The following is a 19,461-nucleotide window of genomic DNA, read 5'->3' on the forward strand; positions in this document are numbered from 1 at the left end:
CATTCGTTCCGTCGGAGGCCCAATGGAGCACGATCTTCCCCCCGTCCTGGCGCTGGACATCGGCGGCACCAAGCTCGCCGCGGGCGTCGTCACAGGCGACGGCCGGATCCATGGCTGGCAGGTCACCCCCACCCGCAGGGAGGAGGGGCCGCGCCGGGTCCTGGCCAGGCTGTTCGACCTGGGCAGGAAGGCCGTCGCGGACGCGGGGCTGGCCGAGCCGGCCGCCGTCGGCGTCTCCTGCGGCGGGCCACTGAACTCGGCGGCCGGCGTGCTGGAGTGCCCGCCGCACCTGCCGGGCTGGATCGACGTGCCGATCGGGGCGCTGGCCGCGGCGGAGTTCGGGGTGCCGTCCGCGCTTGAGAACGATGCCACGGCCGCAGCCCTGGGCGAGTTCCGCTACGGCGCGGGCCGGGGCACCAGCACGATGCTCTACCTCACCATCTCGACGGGCGTCGGCGGCGGCTCCGTGATCGGGGGCCGCCTGCACCGTGGGGCCGCCGGCAACGGCGGTGAGCTGGGCCACGTCATGGTGCGGCCGGGCGGGCGGCGGTGCTCCTGCGGCCGGCTGGGCTGCCTGGAGGCGTACGCATCGGGCACCGCCATCGCAGAACGCGCCCGCGAGGCGCTGGCCGAGGGCCGCGCCTCCACCCTGTCGGCCGTCGAGAGCCCGACGGCCGAGGACGTCTCCCGCGCCGCCGCGGCCGGCGACCCCCTCGCCGTGGAGATCTGGGACGAGACCACATGGGCGCTCGGGAGCGCGATCACCGACCTGGTGAACGCGTTCGAGCCGGAGCTCGTCGTCCTGGGCGGCGGCGTCACCCGTGCCGGCGCCCTCCTCCTCGATCCCGTCGCCGCCGCCGTCGCCAGGGACGCCATGCCGCCCGCGGCCCGCACCGCGCGCATCGAGCCGGCCAGGCTCGGCGCGGGAGTGGGCGTGGTGGGCGCCGGCGCCGTCGCACACGACCTCGTCTCAGGAAAGTCACATGCCTGACCTCTCCCCGCCGATGACCACATCGGCGTCCCACACGTCCCACACCTCCGTCCCCTCCGCCGGGACGGTCCTGACCTCGGTGCTCGCCGAGCACGTCGAAGGCCACCTCGCCGCCGCCCGCGGCATGGCGGCCCTGCTCCCCGCAGTGGAGGCCACGGCCGACCTGCTCATCGACGCCTTCACCCGCGGCGGCACCCTCTACACGCTGGGCAACGGCGGCAGCGCGGCCGACGCCCAGCACCTCACCGGCGAGCTCATCGGCCACTACAAGCGCGACCGCCGCCCGCTGCCCACGGTGACGCTCACGACCGACGCCACGGTCATGACGTGCATCGCGAACGACTACTCCTACGAGGACGTCTTCGCCAGGCAGGTCCAGGCGCTGGCCAGGCCCGGCGACGTGGTGGCCGCGTTCACCACGAGCGGCGACTCGCCGAACGTCGTCAGCGCCCTGGAGACCGCGCGGAGCAACGGCGCGGTGACGGTGCTGTTCGGCGGCGGCGACGGCGGCGCCGCCGCGAAGCACGCCGACCACCTGCTTCTCGCCCCCTCAGCGGAGACACCGCGCATTCAGGAGATCCACACACTGATGCTGCACCTGATCAGCGAAAAGGTCGACGCCTGGGCGGCCGCGTGACCAGCCGCCCCGCCCCCATGTCCAACGCCCCTTCCGGCAACCAGCCGCCCGGGCTTCCGAGCGCGCCCCGCCCGGCGGCGACCCCCGGCCGGACCCTGCACATGATCGGCAACGCGCACCTCGACCCGGTGTGGCTGTGGCCGTGGCAGGAGGGCTACCAGGAGGCGCGGGCCACGTTCTGGTCGGCGATCCACCGTATGGACGAATATCCCGACTTCGTGTTCACCTGCGACCAGGTCGTCCTGCTGTCTTGGGTGGAGGAGTCGGATCCGGAGCTGTTCGCCAGGATCAAGGAGAAGGTCGCCGAGGGCCGCTGGGTGATGGCCGGCGGCTGGTGGGTGGAGCCCGACTGCAACATGCCGTCGGGCGAGTCGTTCGCCCGCCAGGGCCTGTACGGCCAGCGCTACCTGAAGGAGAAGTTCGGGATCACCGCCACGGTCGGCATGAACGTCGACCCGTTCGGCCACAACGCCATGCTCCCGGCGATCCTGCGTGGCCAGGGCATGGACTCCTACTGCTTCCTGCGCCCGGGCCCGCACGAGAGCGAGCTGCCCGGCACGATGTTCTGGTGGGAGGCCCCGGACGGCAGCAGGGTGCTGGCCTACCGCATCCCGTTCGAGTACTGCAGCCCGCCCGGCGAGGTCGCGGGCCAGACCGAGAAGGCGCTCGGCCAGCTCGACCGCTCGCTCGGCGACCTGATGATCTTCTACGGGGTCGGCAACCACGGCGGCGGCCCCACCAAGGCGAACATCGAGTCCATCCACCGCTACGACCGGATGGGCACGTTCGGGGAGCTGACGATGTCGTCCCCGCGCCGCTACTTCGACGAGATGACCAAGCGCCTGGGCGAGCAGGGCCTGGCCGAGCTGCCGGTCTGGCGCGACGACCTGCAGCACCACGCGGCCGGCTGCTACTCCTCCCACTCGGGCATCAAGGCGTGGCAGCGCAGGGCGCAGGCGGCGGTCCTGTCGGCCGAGCGCTGGGCCGCGATCGCCGGTCACGACGCCCGCGCCGACCTGGAGCGGGCCTGGAAGCAGGTGCTGTTCAACCAGTTCCACGACGTGCTGCCCGGCTCGGCCATCGAGCCCGCCTACGACGACGCCCGCGACCAGCTCGGCGAGGCGGTCGCGACGTCCAAGCGGATCATCACCAGGGCGCACAACGTCATCGCCCGCGACATCCACATCCCGCAGGACACCGCGAACCAGCCGGTGGTCGTGTTCAACCCGCACCCGTGGCCGGTCTCCACCCGGGTCGAGATGCAGTACGGCCTCGCGCCCGCCGGCGTGCACGTGGTGGACGCCGGCGGCGCGGCCGTGCCCTGCCAGCCGATCCAGTCGGTCGCCACCACCGATGACAAGGGCCGCGGCGCGACCGTGTTCCAGGCGGAGCTGCCCGCGCTCGGCTACCGCCTCTACCACCTGCGCCAGGGCGCCTCCGCGCACACGGGCGGCGCTCTGTCCGCCTCCCAGTACCACATCGAGAACGACGTGCTCAGGCTGGAGCTGGACCCCATGACGGGCTGGCTGTCGAGCCTGCTCGACAAGCGCACCGGCGTCGACCTGGTGGCGGGCGCGGCGGGCGAGCACACGCAGATCTGCGAGGACCCGACCGACACCTGGGGCCACCGCGTCATCTCCTACGACTGGCCGGGCGAGGCCATGACGACGACCGACGTCGTCCTGCGCGAGAACGGCCCGCTGCGCGCCCGCATCCGCGTCGAGCGGGAGTGGGGCCGCTCCACGATGGCCGAGGAGTTCATCCTGGGCGCCGGCGACGACGCGGTGGAGGTGCGGGTCACGCTCGACTGGCGAGAGCGGGGGCACCTGATGAAGCTGCGCTTCCCGGTCGCGGTGCAGAGCCCGGTGGCCACGTACGAGATCCCGTTCGGGCATCTGACCAGGCCGATCGACGGGGCGGAAGAGCCCGCGCAGTCATGGGTGGACCTGTCGGGCGCCGGCGGCGGGCTCGCCGTGGTCAACAACGCCAAGCACGGCTACGACGTCGCGCCGCCCTCGTCCGGGCGCGACCACAGCATCGGCATCACCGCCGTGCGCAGCCCCGTCTACGCCTGGCACGACCCCCGCCTGCTGGACCCCGACGGCTACTACGCCTACCAGGACCAGGGGGTGCAGCGGTTCTCGTACCTGCTGGTGCCGCACGCGGGCGACTGGCGGGCGGCCGGGCTGACCCGGCGGGCCGGGCTGCTCGGCTCGCCGGTGCGCGCGATGCTGGAGAGCTTCCACGACGGGACGCTGCCCGGGTCGCGCAGCTACCTGGACGACGGCGGCGGCCAGGTCATGGTGACCGCGATGAAGTGCCACGAGGACGAGCCGCGCGACCTGGTGGTCCGCGCCGTCGAGACCACCGGGCGGGCTGCGGTCGCCACCTTCGACCTCCCGCTGGCCGGGGTCAGGCTCACGGCGGACTTCGGGCCGAGCCAGATCCGCACGTTCCGGATCCCCCTGGACGATCCGCAGGCCGCGGTGGAGACCGACCTGGTCGAGCTGGAGGTGCGTAAGGGGGCGTTCACGGTGGAAGCATGGTGATCACCGACCCGGACGGGGGCGAGGTCGCCGTCGAGGTGCTGGGTGCGGCGGACTTCACGGTGGAGTGGCGGTGGGGCCCGCGGCTGCCTACCGGCCGCCGCGAGCTGACCCTGACCATCGAGTACGCCGGCCAGGCCCCCGCCGCCGGGACCGTCCGCGTCAGCCGATCGGTGCCCGCCGCGGACCCGTGGTGGCTCATCCCCGGCCTCTTCTACGGAGAGAACCGGCCGGCCGGCTGCCGGCGGGTGTTCCCGCGCTTCGAGGCGGGGGCCGACCGGCCGGCGGAGATGGTCTCGTCCCGGTGGGGCTTCCGCGCGGATCGGGCGGCGACCCCGGCCGTCATGGTGTGGGGGGATATTTCCGGCATCGCGTTGATCGCGGACGAGGAGTCGTCGCTGGGCGCCACCGGCCTGGCCATCGAGCACGACGCGGGGCTGGCGACCATCTCGCTGCTGTTCCCGTACCAGGAATATCCGGTCACCTACTACGGCTCGGCCCTGGCCCGGCCCGCGGCCGCCGCCACCCACGTCTGGCAGCCGGGCGAGCGGCACGTCGTGACCCTCGCGACGTGCCCGCTGCCCGCCGACCGGCACGCGTACGCGCCGGTGCTGCGCGAGGACCGCGCGCTGCGCCTGCCGGGTGCGCCCGTCGAGCCCTGGGAGGACGTCGCGGCGGCGGCGGACATCGCGGCCGAGGGCCTCTACCGCTGGCACTACGACCCGGACCCGGGCGTGCTGCTGGAGACGGTCGGGTTCGACAGGGAAGTGAGCGGGACCGACGGCGAGCGGGTGGACCGGCAGGCCATGCACGTCGGCTGGGTGAGCGGGATCCCGTGGGCGGCGGCGCTCCTGGAGCACGGGCTGCGGAGGGGACGGCCCGAGCACGTCGCCGCCGCCGAACGGGTCATCGGCTTCATCTGCTCGAACCTGTCGCCGTCGGGGACGTTCTGGGGCACCTGGTACCGGAGCTCGGGATGGTCGCAGAGCTGGAGCCACGTCAAGGACGCCCTGCACGCCCGCACGCTGGGCGAGGCCACGCTGTTCCTGGTGCGCGCGCTGCGCCACCGGCCCGATCCGCTGTGGTCGGCCGCCGCGCGCTCCAACCTGGAGACGATGGTGGCCCGCCAGCGTCCCGACGGGAACCTCGGCACGCTGCACCACGCCGCCACCGGCGAGGTCCTGTCCTGGTCGGGCGCCTCGGGCCTGACCTGGGTGGCGGCCCTCGCGGAAGCCGGATACGTGGCGGAGGCCGAGCGGGCGGGGGAGTACTACGCGTCCTTCGTGGACGACGAGTTCATCTACGGCGCTCCCGAGGACGTGGATCTGGCCCCGACCTCGGAGGACGGCTACGCGGCCGTCATGGCGTACATGGCGCTGTTCCGGTGCACGGGGGCGGCGCGCTGGCTCGACCTGGCCCGCCGCGCCGCCGACTGGACCCTGACCTTCCGCTACACCTACAACGTCCGCTTCGGCCCCCGCACCCCGCTCGGCGTCCACGGCTTCGCGACCCGCGGGGCCGACCAGGCGTCCCCGTCTAACCAGCACCTCCACGCCTACGGCCTCGTCTGCACCGCCGAGCTGGTCGAGCTGTCGGAGGCACTCGGGGACCCGTACTACGCCGAGCGGGCACGGGAGACGCTCGACTGCTTCCGCCAGCTCCTCCCGGCGGCCGACGGCGACCTCAACGCCTACCGCGGCATGATCACCGAGCGCTACTACCAGACGGACTGCTTCCAGCCCAAGGGCATGTACCTGACGCTGTCGCACGCGTGGAGCGCCGGGGTGCTGCTGCTGGCCTGCGAACAGGTCCTCGCCCGTCCCCCTGCCGGGCTATCGGCGGGCGACGCGGACCCCGGCCAGGTAGAGCAGCGCGCCCACGCCCAGTGACGCCAGCGCGATCCCGCCGACCAGCCAGAACCACGTCCCGTACGCGATCTCGGCCCCGAACAGCCTGAGCGCGCCCGCGTCGTCGGAGATGTGACGATCGCACCTGGGGCCCAAGCGCCCGCCGCCGTCAGAGCCTCCTTCAGAGCCTCCTTCAGAGCCTCCTTCAGAGCCTCCTTCAGAGCCGATGTGTGCGGTAGTCGAGCACCGTCGCGGAGACGATCTCCGCGACCGGGCCGGACCGCCTGCGGCGCTCCGCGTCCTCGGGCAGCCGGACCGGCGTCGCGCCGTCGAGGGGATAGATCAGCACCTCGACCTGCACGGAGTCCGCGCCCGGCGGCGGGGTGACGTCGAGATCCCACGGAGCGCCGTCCCAGAACAGATCCTCGGTACGGTCGCCGACCTTCGCCACGGCGACGTCGCCGACCAGCTCCAGACGCAGCAGCACCCGCTCACGGGCCAGGTCGCGGGCGGGCACCGTGATCGTGTAGCGAGCCGCGCACGCCGCCAGCGTCCGGGCGTCGGGTGCGGAGGCGCGCCCGGGGACGGTGACCGGCCGGACCGGCGGCGACGTGGCCGCCGCGGTCCTGACGATCTCCACGGGCACCGGAGTCCTGGGACCGCCGACCTCGTAACGCTCGAACGCGCTGCCCGCGTCCGTGCCGCTCGCGCTGTCCGCGTTCGTGCCGCCCGCGCCCGCGCTGCCAGGGCCGCGCGCCCCGTGCGATGGCGGGAAGACCTCGGCGGTCACCGGGCCCGCGGCGATCACGCACACGCCACCCGCCTCGTCAGGGCCGGGCTCGACGACGTCGGCCTCGGAGATGACCAGCCTGTCGCGCCCCGGCGTCCAGGCGCGCAGGGCGTCGGCCGCGTCGAGCACCAGCAGCCGCAGCCGGCCCCCGCCCGGAGCCGTCACCGAGACGAACGCGCGGGACCCGGGCAGATCCTCCAGCACCACCTCCCCGTCCAGCTCCACCACCGGATGCCCGGCCACGGAGGAGCCCGGCGGCAGGGACAGATGGCCGGGCACCCCTTCCGTCTTGGTCAGGACCAGCACCGGAGCCTCGCCATCCGCCCCTTCCAGCACGGTGAGCACGCCCAGCGTCGCCCAGTTGACCGTGACCCCGTGGACGTCGAGACGCACCGGCCAGCACAGGAAGGCCCCGCTGGGAATGTCCACCGGCCGATGCGGGAACCGGACCCGCCCGGCGTCGAGCCCGATGTCGAAGTGCACGCCCGGCCGCGCGGGCAGCGGCTCGTGCGGCTGGTGGTTGTTGACGAACACGAACCCCGCGCGCCCGTCCGAGCGCAGGCACCAGCGCAGCGCCTCCCGATCGTGCACGTCGAGCCCAGCAGGTCCAGGCGGGTGCGCGGGCAACGTGGTGGTCATCGCGGCCAGCCGGTCGCCGAACGCCGCCACGAAGGCATGCTGGTTGCGCAGCAGGTGAAAACTGTCGCGGGTCTGCAGGTGCGCGCCGATCGGCGCGTGGAAGTCGTAGTCGTGCACGGGCAGGTCGTTGGGGTAGCCGGTCGCGTGCGACTCCTGCAGGCCGGGCCGCGGGTTGGCCCCGCCCGCGTACATGTAGTAGCCCTGCCACGCCGAGCCGCTGCCCAGCTTGGTCAGCGCCAGGGCGGCGATGTCCGCGCCGGTGGGGCGGGGACGGCGGTGGTAGGCGGTCGCCATGCCGCCGCCCAGCTCGCACGTCGCCGCGGGGAAGTCCGGGTGCTTCGCCCCGGGCGCGATGCCGGGCCGGTCACCCGCCAGATCCCGGCCGATGCCCGGATCGTCCCACTGGTCGGAGAAGAAGAAATGGGCGCGGAACGAGTCGTCCCAGCCGTCGGCGGTGTCCACCCAGAAGCCGTCGGAGTAGCCCCCGTACAGCGGGAACACCTCGCCGACGGGGATGTCGGCGCTTCCCCAGGCGGTGGCCGTCCACAGCGGGGCGTGCAGGCCGGACGCGCGGGCCAGCTTCTTCAGCGTGACGATGTGCTCGCGCTGGTCATAGAGCTCGTTCTCGAGCTGGATCCCGATGATCGGCCCGCCGGCCCCGCACAGCGGCCCCACCTGCCGCCCCAGATGCCCGAACCAGGCGCGCACCTCCTCCAGGTACGCGGGATCGTCGCTGCGCGCCGGGACGACCCAGTCGGGCAGCCCGCCGTTGCGCGCCTCACCATGGCACCACGGCCCGACCCGGACGATCACCTCCAGCCCGGCCGCATGACACATCCGGACGAACGCGGCCACATCGAGCCCGCCCTCGAACACCGGCTCCTGATCCCGCCGCTCCTGGTGATGGATCCAGAAGACGTAGGTGGAGACGACGGTGACGCCGCCCGCCTTCATCAGGCGCAGGGTCTGCTCCCAGCGTTCGCGCGGGACCCGGCTGTAGTGCATCTCGCCCGTCACGGGAATCCACGGACGGCCGTCCCGCCAGAGGGAGCGGCTGGTGAGGGCCAGCCCGGCGCGCGGGTCCTCGACGTTGGCCATGGCCGGCCGGGTCTCGGGCTGATCCCAGGGGACGTGGTGTACGGCATGCGCCGAGGCTCGCGGCATCCGACCATTGTCCACGGGCGGCACGCGACGCCCGGCGCGGGGGTGATCTCCGTCTTATGGACGTGGCTTGAGCGCGGCGACGGCCTGGTCGACCCAGGTGGCGAGGAAGCGTTCCGCGTCGAGGTCACCGGGCGTGCGGCCGATCATGAGCCGCAGGAGCGGATAGTAGGTGAGCGACGACAGCAGCACGGTGGCGGTCGCCTCCGGATCGTCCACCTCGACCCGGCCCAGCTCCTGCTGCTCCCTGATCCACGCGGCGCCCTGCGCGTAGACCCCGGCGAGCACCCCCTGCCACATGTGCCCGAACAGCTCGGGAAACCCGTCGAACTCCCGCAGCATGATGCGGATCAGCGCCCGATCGGCCTCGATCACCTCCCAGACCACCCGTGCCATCCGCTCCAGAGTCACCCGGAGCTCTTCCCCGCCCGGCTGCTCCGCCGGGGTGGTGGCCGTGGCCGCGCGATCGGCGATCGTCTCCAGATTCCGCCGCACGGCCTCCTCCAGCAGGGCCTGCTTGGACGGGAAGTGCTTGTAGAGCGCCCCCGACCCGGTGGTCAGCCCGCAGGCGGCCTGGATGTCGGCCACGGACGTCGCGGCATAGCCCTGGGTGGAGAACAGCCGGACGGCCTCGTCGATGAGGCGCTGCCGCGTGACCCCTGGTGTCGATCTCGCCATGGTAAGAGAGTACTCTCTCACTATGCGAGTATTCGTCGCGGGCGGCACCGGAGCGATCGGGGGTCACACGATCCCGGCGCTGCTCGACCAGGGTCACACGGTGACCGCCCTGGCCCGCACGCGGACGAAGGCGGCCACCCTCACCGACCAGGGCGCGACGCCCGTCATGGTGTCGCTGTTCGACCGGGCGGAGCTGACCGAGGCGCTCGCCGGTCACGACGCGGTGGTCAACCTGGCGACCGCGATCCCGCCGATGTCCCGCTTCATGAGCACCAGGGCGACGCGCGACAACTACCGGGTCCGGGCCGAGGGCTCGGCCGCCCTCGTGGACGCCGCCCTCGCCGCCGGCGTCGGCCGCGTGGTGCAGGAGTCGGTCTGCATGCTCTACCGCGACCAGGGCGCACGCTGGATCGATGAGGACGCGCCGGTCGACCGCTATCCGATGACGCGCGGCAACTTCGCGGCCGAGTCCGGCGCGCACCGCTTCACGGAGTCCGGCGGCGGGGCGGGAGTCGTCCTGCGCCTCGGCTGGTTCCTGGGGCCGGGGGCGGAGCACAGCGAGCAGTTGCTTGCCCAGGCCCGGCATCATGTCGGGATGGTGCTCGGCCGCCCCGACGGCTACGTCTCCTCCATCCACCTGGCCGACGCCGCCACCGCGGTCGTGGCGGCGCTCGGCGCTCCGGCGGGCACGTACAACGTCGTGGACGACGAGCCGCTGACCAAGCGGGACTACGCGGACGCGCTCGCCCGCGCGGCCCGCACCCGCCTGTGGCTCCGCGGCCCCGGCCGGGCCGCCGCCCTCTTCGGCGACCGCCTCACCTCACTCACCCGCTCACTGCGGGTAGCCAACACCCGCTTCCGCGAGACGACAGGCTGGAAACCGCGCTATCCCAGCGCCCGCGAAGCCTGGCAGGCCACCGCCGAAACCCTCACAACCTGACCCCCGCCGTTCCGGCCGGGCGGAGGCGTGGGGTGCACGTGCCGCGGCGGGTGCCGCAGCACGTGCGGCGACGGGCACGGGGTCGCGATTCAGCCGGCCCAGAATGCGCACGTGACGGTGCCCGGCCAGGTGCGGGTCAGCGAGCGTTCTCCTGGAGGCCCTCAGCCACGTGCGGCGGGTGGCGGCCCGCCGTGCCCCGCCGTACCAGATGGATTTGGTGGGGTGCGGCCCCAGCTGCCTCGGGGGACGGCGGGCCGGACGCGCTCGGAGGAACCGACGAAATGGAGGATCAGCTGCTGACGGGCTCGGCGCGGAGGCGGGCGGAGTGCTTGACCAGGGCGATCAGCACCTCGCGGCTGGACTCTCGCTTGCGGGCGTCGCACAGGATGATCGGGATCGACGGGCTGAGCTGCAGCGCCATCCGCACCTCCTCCAGCTCGAACGTCTGCGCGCCCTCGAAGCAGTTCACCGCCACCACGAACGGCGTGCCGCGCCGCTCGAAGTAGTCCACCGACGGGAAGCAGTCCGCCAGCCGCCGCGTGTCGGCCAGGATGACGGCCCCGAGCGAGCCCTCGGCCAGCTCGTCCCACACGAACCAGAACCGCTCCTGCCCCGGCGTTCCGAACAAGTACAGGACGTAGTCGTTGCCGAGCGTGATCCGGCCGAAGTCCATGGCCACGGTGGTGGTTCGTTTGGCCTCGACCGAGGTGAGGTCGTCGACCCCGATGCCGCGGTCGGTCAGGACTTCCTCGGTGCGCAGCGGCCGCGTCTCGGAGACCGCGCCGACCATGGTCGTCTTGCCTGCGCCGAATCCGCCGGCGACCAGGATCTTGATCGCCGTCGGCAGGCGCGGGCGCTCAGAGCGAGCGAAGACCATCGAGCACCGCCCTGTACATCTTCATGTCGTGCATGTCCACCTCGGATCGTGGTTCCTGGGCAGAGACGAGTTCGCGGTCGAAGAGATCACCGAGCAGCACCCGGATCGTACCGGCCGGAAGGTCCAGATAGGCGGCGATCTCCGCGACGGACTTAGGTTCACGGCAAAGCTGGAGGATACGGATGTGCTCCGGGTCCAGCCCGGCGTCCGGGCCCGGCGGCGGACCGACCGCCAGGGCCATGGAGATCAGGTCGAACTTCCCGTGGGCGGGCTGGGTACGGCCGCGGGTGACCACGTAGGGCCGGATGATCTCCGGATCCACCCAGTGCTCATCCGTGGGCTCGCCCGTGGGCTCATCCGCCCCTCTCACCGTTCGCTCCTCGCGGCCTCGGCGGTGCTGCGGGCGCCCGAGGTGAGGTACTGGCCCACCCGGGCGACCATCATCGCCATCTCGTACGCGATCAGCCCGATGTCGGCGTTCTGCGCGCACAGCACGGCCAGGCAGGCGCGCTCGCCCGCCGTGGTCACGATGAGGAACTGGGTCTTCCACTCCACGACCGTCTGCCGCACCGGGCCGCCGGAGATGTGGTCGGAGACGCCCTTGGCCAGGCTCTGCAGCCCGGACGCGACGGCGGACAAGTGCTCGCCGTCGGTCCGCTGCAAGCCGGCGGACGAGGCCATCAGCAGTCCGTCGGAGGACAGCACGATGGCGTGATCGGCCTCCCTGACGCGGCCGACGAGGTCGTCGAGCAGCCAGTTGAGGTCGGTGCCAGAGGAGGGGCTCATGCCTCGCCTCCCTGCTGCTCGTCCAGCATCTTGGCGGCCTGCGACCGGCCAAGACGGGTGCCTGACTGCAGAGATCCCATCATCGCGCGGATCTCCTCCGGCGAGCGCTCGTCATCGTCCTCCTCGAGATCGGGCTGCGTGGGCATGTCGTCACGCAGCGCTGGCGCCAGGTTGGCCTGGGGCACTCGGAGCGGTAGTCCTGACGGCGTGAACGCGGCCACAGGCTGCTGCTCCGGTTCCGCCGGCGGTGTTTCTGCTTCTTTCTCCGGCTCGGGCATCGGTGCTGGTGCTGGTGCGGGGGCTGACGCTGGGGACGTGGGGCGGCGCGCGGCGGGCACGGGCCCGGAGGAGGGCCGGGCGTCCGGGACGGGGGAGGAGCCGGAGGCGTGGCGCGCGGGCTTGAGCGTGCGCACGTTCTCCGCCGCGACCGGCCGCGCCGCCGTGGCGACGCCCGCCTGCCTGCGCGGCAGCCGGTCACGCTTGTCGCCTTCGCGCGGCTCGGGCGTCGGGTCGAGCTGGACGAGCTCCTGCGGCAGCAGCACCACGACGGTCGTCCCGCCGTAGGGGGAGGCCTTGAGCACGACCTGGATGTCGTGGCGCTTGGCGAGCTGGCTGACCACGTAGAGGCCCAGGCGGGCGGTGCCGGTGATGCGGAACTCGGGCGGGTCCGAGATGCGCTCGTTCGCGCTGTTCAGGTCATCGGGCTTCATGCCGAGGCCGCGGTCCTCGATCTCGATCACGTACCCGTTGGCCACGAGCTGGCCGCTGACCTGCACGTTCGTGTAAGGGGGCGAGAACGACACGGCGTTCTCGATCAGCTCGGCCAGCAGGTGGATGACGTCACCGACGGCCCGGCCGAGCAGCACGACGTCGCCCATCGGCATGAGCGTGACGCGGGTGTAGTCCTCGACCTCGGCCAGCGCGCCGCGGACCACGTCCACCATGGGGACCGAGCGGCGCCACGTACGGGCGGGGGCGGAGCCGGAGAGCACGATGAGGTTCTCGGCGTTGCGGCGCATGCGGATGGCCAGGTGGTCGAGCCGGAAGAGCTCCTTCAGCTCCTCGGGGTCGGCCTCGCGGCGCTCCATCACGTCGAGCACGGTCAGCTGCCTGTGGACCAGGCCCTGCGTCCTGCGGGCCAGGCTGAGCAGGATGTCGCGGATGCTGCGGCGCAGCTCCGCCTGCTCGGCGGCGACGCCGATCGCGGTGCGCTGGACGGTGTTGAACGCCTGGCCCACCTGGCCGATCTCGTCGTCGCCGAAGTCCAGCGCGGGGACCTCCTTGGCCAGGTCCACCTCCTCGCCGCGGCCGATGCGCTCGACCACGCCGGGCAGCCTGTCGTCCGACAGCTCGTGCGCGGCGTCGCGCAGCTTCTTGAGCTGGGCGAGCAGCTGCCTGGTCGTGGTGATCGACAGCACGATCGAGGCGATGACGGCGAACAGGCCCAGACCGCCGGCGAGGAGCAGCCGGACGATGACGCCGATCGCGACGGGCGTGATCCGCTCGAGCAGCCGGTCACCGCCGGCCAGCGTCACCGTCTGCATGCTGGTCAGCGTGGCCTCGGCGGACCTGCGCCAGTCCTCGCCGCTCACGGGCAGCGGCTCCATCGCGGCGTCGTGCCGGATGAGCTGCGACTCCATGGCCTGCACCCGGACGACGGGCGCGGTCTTCAGCCAGGCGTCGAAGGCCGTCCTGTCCTCGGCGGGCAGCTTCTGCAGCGCCTCGCCCAGCGAGTAGCGGAAGACGCCGGTCGTCTTGACGAACTCGGCGTGCTCGGTCTCGGTGAATCCGCCCTTGGCGAAGACGCCGGCCATGAGCGCGTCCTCGCGGGCGAAGATCTCCCGGGAGCGGTGCATCTCGGACAGCGTCCGGCCGTCCTTGGCGGTCTCCTTGTCGTCGAACTCCGCCACGGAGTCATACATGCGGTAGAAGGCGTCGACGACGGTGTTGTACTGCGTCGCGGCCTGCGTGAGGCCGGTCTTCCCCGAGTCGATCGACTTCCTGGCCGTCGCCAGCGAGTCGAGCTGGGTCTTGACCTCCACCAGCCGCCGGCTGAGCGACTCGTCCATGGCGAACTCGACCACGGCGCCCGAGGCGGCGCTCCGGAAGTCGGAGACCAGGCGGTCGGTCTTGGCGCGCTGGTCCCGCAGCAGCCTGTCGGGCTCACGCGTGCCCGCGCCCAGATGGGCGACGGTCATGCGGCGCTCCCGCTGCAGCTCGACCAGCAGGGGCTCACTCGGGTCGATCACACCGCTGTTGACCGTGGCGGCCCACAGCAGGTTCACACCCTCTCGCAGCGTCACCCAGGCGGCGAACGCCCACAAACAGGCGAGTGAGACAATGAGTGCCGTGACCTTTGACCGGACACTGGCGTTACGGAAGCGCATCAAGCCCACCAAGAGAGAAAGCAGCGCGGTCAGCGTGCCATGTCAAGAGGAAGAAATGGGCATCCCAGGAATCTGACACTCGGATCACCCTAGCAACGGCACATTACTGCCTCAACACGAAAGAGCCTTATTGAGGCACTATGTCCCATTTTTTCGTCTAAAATTCCCTTCAGTGTGCATCCTTGTCACATACCGGGCAGCAAGCACCGCCGCGCGGACAATTGCCGTGGGCGTGTAAAGGTCCTTGTCATGCCACAATGGTGGATAATCCGATAACTCATCGGCACGCGTGAGGAAGTCGTATCCGCGTACGGCGGCCCGTTCGCACCGCTCGTCCGGCGCGGGCCCGGACAACAGCAGGGCCTGCATGGCGTACGCGGTCTCCTCCGGCATCCCGGTCCACCGGCCCCAGGATCCGTCCTCCCGCTGGGTGGCCAGCACCCAGTCCCGCGCCGCGCGGACCGCGTCCGCGTACGCGGGGCCGCCGAACTCGCCGAGCGCCAGCACGCAGGCCAGCGTCGCGTAGTACGGCGAGGCGTGCCACCTGTCGTGCCAGCTCCCGTCGGCCCGCTGCCGCGAGCCCAGCCAGCGGGCCACCCGGGTCATCACCGGCTCGTACGCACCCGCGGCCCCGGGCCGGGCCCGTGCGTACTGGCCGAGGGCGTCCAGCACATGGGCGTTCACGCTGACGGAGAAGCCGTCCTCGCCCTGCCACGTGCAGAAGTGCGCCCCCGTGTCGAACGTCCGCAGCGACTCCGGCTCGCACGGCATGCCCACCAGGGCCAGGGCGTAGAGGGCGACGCTGGTGGTGTCCGCGTCCGGCGGCAGCCCGGCCCCCGCGGGAGTGCCGTCCGGGCCGATCGCGGCCCTGAGGTCGGCGATCATCTCCGGCGGCACCTCCACCGGCACGCCCGCCCTGACCAGCCAGCTCAGCACCCAGCCGCGTTCGAACACGGTGATGGGCAGCCCGACGGGGACCGGCCCGCCGTAGCGCTTGGCCACCGCCTCCAGATGGCGCCTGGCCGAGTCGGCGGAGTCGGGCGGCGAGAGGGTGTCCAGCCAGGCGGCGGTCGCCGCGGGCGAGGCCCCGACCGTGCCGATGGGCGTGGGCCGCACGGCGCCACGCCCGGCCGCGGCGGCGCCCGCCACCTCCAGGACGTGCAGCACCTTCGGCGGCGGCTCGCCACCGGACTCCAGCAGCAGCCGGATCTTCCCCAGGCGCCCGGTGTCCATGCCGGCCGGAAGCGGCAGCGGCTCGGCGTGGCCGTGCTCGTTGATGAGGGAGACGAGGTGCGGCACGATCAGCTCGATCGCCGGCGTGTCGGGCAGCTCGGGCGCATCCTCCAGCACCCGGCGCAGGGACGCCAGCCCGGCGCGGGCGGCCGGCATGAGGACGACGGGGTCGCCGTCGCCGCGGTCCGCCGCGGTCAGCAGCGCCTCGGTGGCGCTCAGGCTGGGCACGAGCCCGTAGCCGTCGGGCGCGCCCCAGGAGCCGTCCTCGCGCTGCTCACGCAGCAGGTACGCCACCCGCTCACGCTGCCCCACCAGCCAGGGCGCGATCGTGACCAGCCGCCCCGTCTCATAGACCGACAGGGACACCTGGCCCCACGGCTTGGCCATCAGCTCGGCGACCAGTTCGTCGGCCCGGAGCGCGATGTCGTTCACGAGCCCTCCGGAGCCCAGAAGTCGGACAGCCCGTAGAAGCCGGCACTGTAGTGGATCTGCCAGGCCAGATACTCGGCCGCGCGCGGATACGCGTCCCGTAGGGGCTCGATCAGCGCGGTGGCCTCCCGCGCCAGCTCGGCCAGTCGCTCGTTCACCTCGCCGGGGCTCATCCCCAGCGTGAACGCGTTGACGTCCTGGAAGCGCGCCTCCCTGTGCCGGGTGGCCAGGTCGTTGAGCAGCCGCAGATAGCGCTGCACCGCGTCGCCCGCGGGCCGCAGCCGGTCCAGGTCGCCGCGAGTGCGGGCCTGGCCGGTGTGGATCCAGTGCGAGACGCCGATGAAGAGCGCGCCGCAACTGTCGGCCCCGGCCAGGTGCTCCTCCGGGGCCGGCGGACGCTCCGCCCGGCTCCAGTCCCATTCGCGGGCCATGGCCCGGAGCATGCGTTCGAGCTGGTCCCGCCAGGCCGCCTCCAGCTCGGCCGGCGCGGCCAGCTCGGCCCGCAGGCCGGCCACGAAGGCGGCGACGGGGGAGGCGGGCGCGCCGCCGGCCGCCGCGTCCAGGCATTCGCCGACGAGGGAGACGACCTGCTCCCGAGCGGTCGCCTCCTCGTCGATCAGCCGGTCGACGGCGAACACCAGCAGCGACGCCCGGTTGACCGCGCGCAGCTCAGCGGGCGAGGCCCAAGGGGAGCCGAACGCGCCGGCGAGGGCCAGCGAGTGGTAGAGCCCTCCGTCGAACGACCTCTCCGGGAACAGCCCGTCGTATCGGGCCGCGGTGCGGGCGAGGTCGCGCCCGCCCGCGACGGCCAGGGCGCACGTCCGCCCGGCCGTGAACGATGCGATCACTGCCGTCCCACCGGGACGAGGGTCATCGACAGGCCCGCGGCGGGCCGCAGCGAGGAGGCCAGGCGCGGCGACACCGGTCCGTCATGGTGGACCATGGGCCGGTATTTCCGCAGGATCCCCGCGATCAGCAGCGGCGCCTCCATCATGAACAGGTGCTGCCCCAGGCACACGTGCGGGCCCGCGCCGAACGGCCAGTACGCGTACCGGTGCCGCTTGGCCTCGTTCGCGGGGTTCCACCGCTCGGGGTCGAACTCCAGCGGCCGGTCCCAGAACGCGCTCATCCGGTGCGTCAGGTACGGGCTCAGCATCACCGTGGAGCCCGCCTCGATCGTGACCCCGCCGACGACGTCGGTCTCAAGGGCCTTGCGCGGCAGGATCCAGCCCGGCGGGTAGAGCCGCAGCAGCTCGCTGACGAACATCCGCAGGTAGACCAGGTCCGGCAGATGCGACGTGCTGACCGGGTCGTCGCCGACCACCCGGTCCACCTCCGCGTAGAGCTTGGCGGCGATCTCCGGGTACGCCTGGAGCACCGGCCAGGCCCAGGTCAGCGCCGTCGCCGAGGTCTCGGTGGAGGCGCCGTGCATGGCGACCAGGTCGTCCCTGATCCGCCGGTCGCCCTCGGCCCCGGTCTCGTCCTGGCGTGCCTTGCACAGCCGCGAGACGACGTCGTCGCCCTCCTGCGCCTCGGCCCTGGCCTGCCTGATACGCGGGTAGACCACCTCGTCGATGGCCTTGATCGCCTTCTTGAACGCCTGGTCGCCGGGCAGCGGGACCAGCTCGGGCACGAACGGCATCAGCAGCCGGATGGCCTTGGCGGTGACGGCCACGTCGTAGGCGGGCACCAGCCGGTTGATGTCGGCCACCGAGATCTTCGCCCCGAAGAACAGGCGCACGATCGTCGGGTGCACGATCGCCGAGATGCCCTTGGCCACGTCGAACGGCCGTCCCGGGACCACGGTCTCGTCGATCAGCTCGGTGATGATCTCCGCCATGCGCTCGGCCAGCGAGTTGACGTACTTGGCCGTGAACAGGGGCTGCAGGATCCGCCGGCTCTCCGACCAGGTCTCGCCGTCGGACAGGATTCCCTCGCCCAGCAGCGGGGCGAGCGGGTCCCAGAACATGCCTTCGCGGACGTAGTTCGGCTGGTTCCTGGCCAGGACGTGCTGGACGTGGTCAGGGTGGGTAACCAGGTACGGGCGGAACGGTCCCATGGTGAGGCGGACGAGGTCCCCATCGGCCTGCGTCCCTGCCTCCTCGAACGCGTTGACGGGGATGCGCGCGTGTCTCGTGAGCTTGCGGAGGAATGGAAGTGTTCGGGTGGGGGCGGCGGCGATCGCCACGGGTGATTCCTCCATCGCGGACCGTGTCCGTCTCAGATGACGGACATTCCCTGACAAATGTCAACCGGTGAGTGGAGTATCACATGCTTATGCATGTAGATTCAAGATCGTAGCGGGGTAGGAGTGGTGTTGAATCTCAGCCATGCATCGGGCGGCGGCGCCATCGTCCGCTGCCGGACTCTGGTCGAGCCGGCTCTTCGTGAGGCGGTCTCCGTGCTGCATCCGTGGGGCGCCAAGATGGCGGCGTTCGCTCTGGGCTGGTCGGATGTGGACGGCAGGCCGGACAGGGGCGACGGCGGCAAGAGCGTGCGGCCCGCCATCGCCGTGCTCAGCGCCGAGGCGGTCGGCGGGCCGGCGGAGGCGGCGGTGCCCGGCGCGGTGGCGGTGGAGCTGGTGCACGCGTTCTCGCTGGCGCACGACGACATCATCGACAACGACGAGCTGCGCAGGCATCGCGAGGCGCTCTGGAAGGCGTACGGCGTGGGGCCCGCGCTCCTGGCCGGCGACGCGCTCCTGGCCCTGGCCGTCAGCCGGCTCGCCGAGCGGCCGGAGGCGATGAAATACCTGTCGGCGGCGCTGATCGAGCTGGTCCAGGGGCAGACCGCGGACATGGCCTTCGAGAACCGCCCGTGGACCGGCCCCGCCCAGGTCACGGTCGACGAGTACACCGAGATGGCCGCGGGCAAGACCGGCGGCCTGCTGGGCGCCGCCGCGGCGGCGGGCGTCGCACTCGGCGGGGCGCCCGAGCTCGCGGACCGCATGTGGGCCATGGGACGCGATCTCGGCGTGGCCTTCCAGATCGTGGACGACATGCTCGGCATCTGGGGCGACCCTGTCATCACCGGCAAACCGGTGCACAACGATCTGCGGCGCGACAAGAAGACGTTCCCCGTGCTCGCGGCCCTCGCCGCGGGCGGCCCCGCCGCCCGCGACCTGGCCGCCATCCTCGCGTCGGGGGCGAACGACGACGATTCGGTACGGCGGGCGGCCCGCCTGACGGCGGAGGCGGGGGGCCGCGCCGAGGCCCAGGCGCAGGCGGAGCGGCACCTGTCGTCGGCCTTGGGCGTCATGGACGAATGCCTGCCGGACGCCACGGAGCTACGCGCGCTGTGCGCCTCCCTCGTAAACCGCGCCCACTAACGCCCGCCACCCAGTCGCCGCAGTCGCTCAGCCGCCGCAGCCACCCAGCCGCCGCAGCCGCCGCAGTCGCCCAGTCGCTCAGCCGTCCAGACGCCCCGAGGCTCGGGGGCCCGGACGCCCCAGGAGTGCCGCTGGAAATCCGCCCAAGCGGACATTTCCGGCAGCGCATAGCGGGCTTGGCAGCGCGCACCG

Annotated in this window: 16 protein-coding genes; 6 read left to right on the forward strand and 10 right to left on the reverse strand. The window is 72.3% G+C overall.

Annotation, left to right across the window (positions count from 1 at the left end; all coding sequences use genetic code 11):
• Positions 1-22: 22 nt before the first annotated feature.
• From ABEA43_RS10640 to ABEA43_RS10655, 4 genes are read left to right on the forward strand one after another with little or no spacing between them, the layout of a single operon-like run.
• Positions 23-991 (forward strand): ROK family protein, encoded by a 969-nt coding sequence (locus tag ABEA43_RS10640; RefSeq protein WP_345560693.1) that lies wholly within the window; start codon positions 23-25, stop codon positions 989-991.
• A complete protein-coding gene (locus tag ABEA43_RS10645) occupies positions 984-1,628 on the forward strand; it encodes a D-sedoheptulose-7-phosphate isomerase (RefSeq protein WP_345560695.1) in 645 nt (214 codons plus the stop codon). Before ABEA43_RS10640 ends, ABEA43_RS10645 begins: the two co-directional genes overlap by 8 nt.
• Positions 1,625-4,177, forward strand: coding sequence for an alpha-mannosidase (locus ABEA43_RS10650; RefSeq protein ID WP_345560697.1), 2,553 nt, complete (start codon positions 1,625-1,627; stop codon positions 4,175-4,177). Before ABEA43_RS10645 ends, ABEA43_RS10650 begins: the two co-directional genes overlap by 4 nt.
• The gene (locus ABEA43_RS10655) at positions 4,171-6,063 is read left to right on the forward strand and encodes a hypothetical protein (protein ID WP_345560699.1); all 1,893 of its coding nucleotides are present in this window, start codon (positions 4,171-4,173) and stop codon (positions 6,061-6,063) included. The genes ABEA43_RS10650 and ABEA43_RS10655 overlap by 7 nt, the downstream gene beginning before the upstream one ends.
• On the opposite strand, the gene ABEA43_RS10660 is transcribed toward ABEA43_RS10655, so the two are convergent.
• The 3 genes from ABEA43_RS10660 to ABEA43_RS10670 all read right to left on the reverse strand — a co-directional run bounded on the left by ABEA43_RS10660 (position 6,007) and on the right by ABEA43_RS10670 (position 9,289).
• A complete protein-coding gene (locus ABEA43_RS10660; protein ID WP_345560700.1) occupies positions 6,007-6,177 on the reverse strand; it encodes a hypothetical protein in 171 nt (56 codons plus the stop codon). The two genes, ABEA43_RS10655 and ABEA43_RS10660, sit on opposite strands and share 57 nt — an antisense overlap.
• Before the next feature lie 61 nt (positions 6,178-6,238).
• Complete coding sequence (locus tag ABEA43_RS10665) at positions 6,239-8,614, reverse strand: beta-galactosidase (RefSeq protein ID WP_345560701.1); 2,376 nt, start codon at positions 8,612-8,614, stop codon at positions 6,239-6,241.
• Between the two features lie 54 nt (positions 8,615-8,668).
• Entirely contained in the window at positions 8,669-9,289 is a 621-nt protein-coding gene (locus ABEA43_RS10670; RefSeq protein WP_345560702.1) for a TetR/AcrR family transcriptional regulator, read from the reverse strand.
• A gap of 22 nt (positions 9,290-9,311) precedes the next feature.
• Here ABEA43_RS10670 and ABEA43_RS10675 point away from each other — a divergent pair, with 22 nt between their 5' ends.
• Positions 9,312-10,229 (forward strand): NAD-dependent epimerase/dehydratase family protein, encoded by a 918-nt coding sequence (locus ABEA43_RS10675; RefSeq protein ID WP_345560704.1) that lies wholly within the window; start codon positions 9,312-9,314, stop codon positions 10,227-10,229.
• 289 nt (positions 10,230-10,518) lie between these two features.
• Here ABEA43_RS10675 and ABEA43_RS10680 read toward each other — a convergent pair whose 3' ends face one another.
• The 7 genes from ABEA43_RS10680 to ABEA43_RS10710 form a co-directional block, all read right to left on the reverse strand.
• Entirely contained in the window at positions 10,519-11,106 is a 588-nt protein-coding gene (locus ABEA43_RS10680; RefSeq protein WP_345560706.1) for a GTP-binding protein, read from the reverse strand.
• Entirely contained in the window at positions 11,087-11,428 is a 342-nt protein-coding gene (locus ABEA43_RS10685) for a DUF742 domain-containing protein (protein WP_240779729.1), read from the reverse strand. The genes ABEA43_RS10680 and ABEA43_RS10685 overlap by 20 nt, the downstream gene beginning before the upstream one ends.
• A gap of 44 nt (positions 11,429-11,472) precedes the next feature.
• On the reverse strand, positions 11,473-11,892 hold the full coding sequence (locus ABEA43_RS10690) for a roadblock/LC7 domain-containing protein (RefSeq protein ID WP_345560710.1): 420 nt from the start codon (positions 11,890-11,892) through the stop codon (positions 11,473-11,475).
• The gene (locus tag ABEA43_RS10695; protein WP_345560711.1) at positions 11,889-14,195 is read right to left on the reverse strand and encodes a sensor histidine kinase; all 2,307 of its coding nucleotides are present in this window, start codon (positions 14,193-14,195) and stop codon (positions 11,889-11,891) included. Before ABEA43_RS10695 ends, ABEA43_RS10690 begins: the two co-directional genes overlap by 4 nt.
• Before the next feature lie 222 nt (positions 14,196-14,417).
• Positions 14,418-15,944, reverse strand: a complete 1,527-nt coding sequence (locus ABEA43_RS10700; RefSeq protein WP_345560712.1) for a prenyltransferase/squalene oxidase repeat-containing protein — start codon at positions 15,942-15,944, stop codon at positions 14,418-14,420.
• A complete protein-coding gene (locus tag ABEA43_RS10705; RefSeq protein ID WP_345560714.1) occupies positions 15,941-16,789 on the reverse strand; it encodes a terpene synthase family protein in 849 nt (282 codons plus the stop codon). The genes ABEA43_RS10700 and ABEA43_RS10705 overlap by 4 nt, the downstream gene beginning before the upstream one ends.
• The gene (locus ABEA43_RS10710; RefSeq protein WP_345560715.1) at positions 16,786-18,144 is read right to left on the reverse strand and encodes a cytochrome P450; all 1,359 of its coding nucleotides are present in this window, start codon (positions 18,142-18,144) and stop codon (positions 16,786-16,788) included. Before ABEA43_RS10710 ends, ABEA43_RS10705 begins: the two co-directional genes overlap by 4 nt.
• Before the next feature lie 114 nt (positions 18,145-18,258).
• Here ABEA43_RS10710 and ABEA43_RS10715 point away from each other — a divergent pair, with 114 nt between their 5' ends.
• Positions 18,259-19,269, forward strand: a complete 1,011-nt coding sequence (locus tag ABEA43_RS10715; RefSeq protein WP_345560717.1) for a polyprenyl synthetase family protein — start codon at positions 18,259-18,261, stop codon at positions 19,267-19,269.
• Positions 19,270-19,461 lie beyond the last annotated feature (192 nt).

It is taken from the genome of Nonomuraea rosea, from assembly GCF_039539705.1.
In the GTDB taxonomy this organism is placed as follows: Bacteria; Actinomycetota; Actinomycetes; order Streptosporangiales; family Streptosporangiaceae; genus Nonomuraea; species Nonomuraea rosea.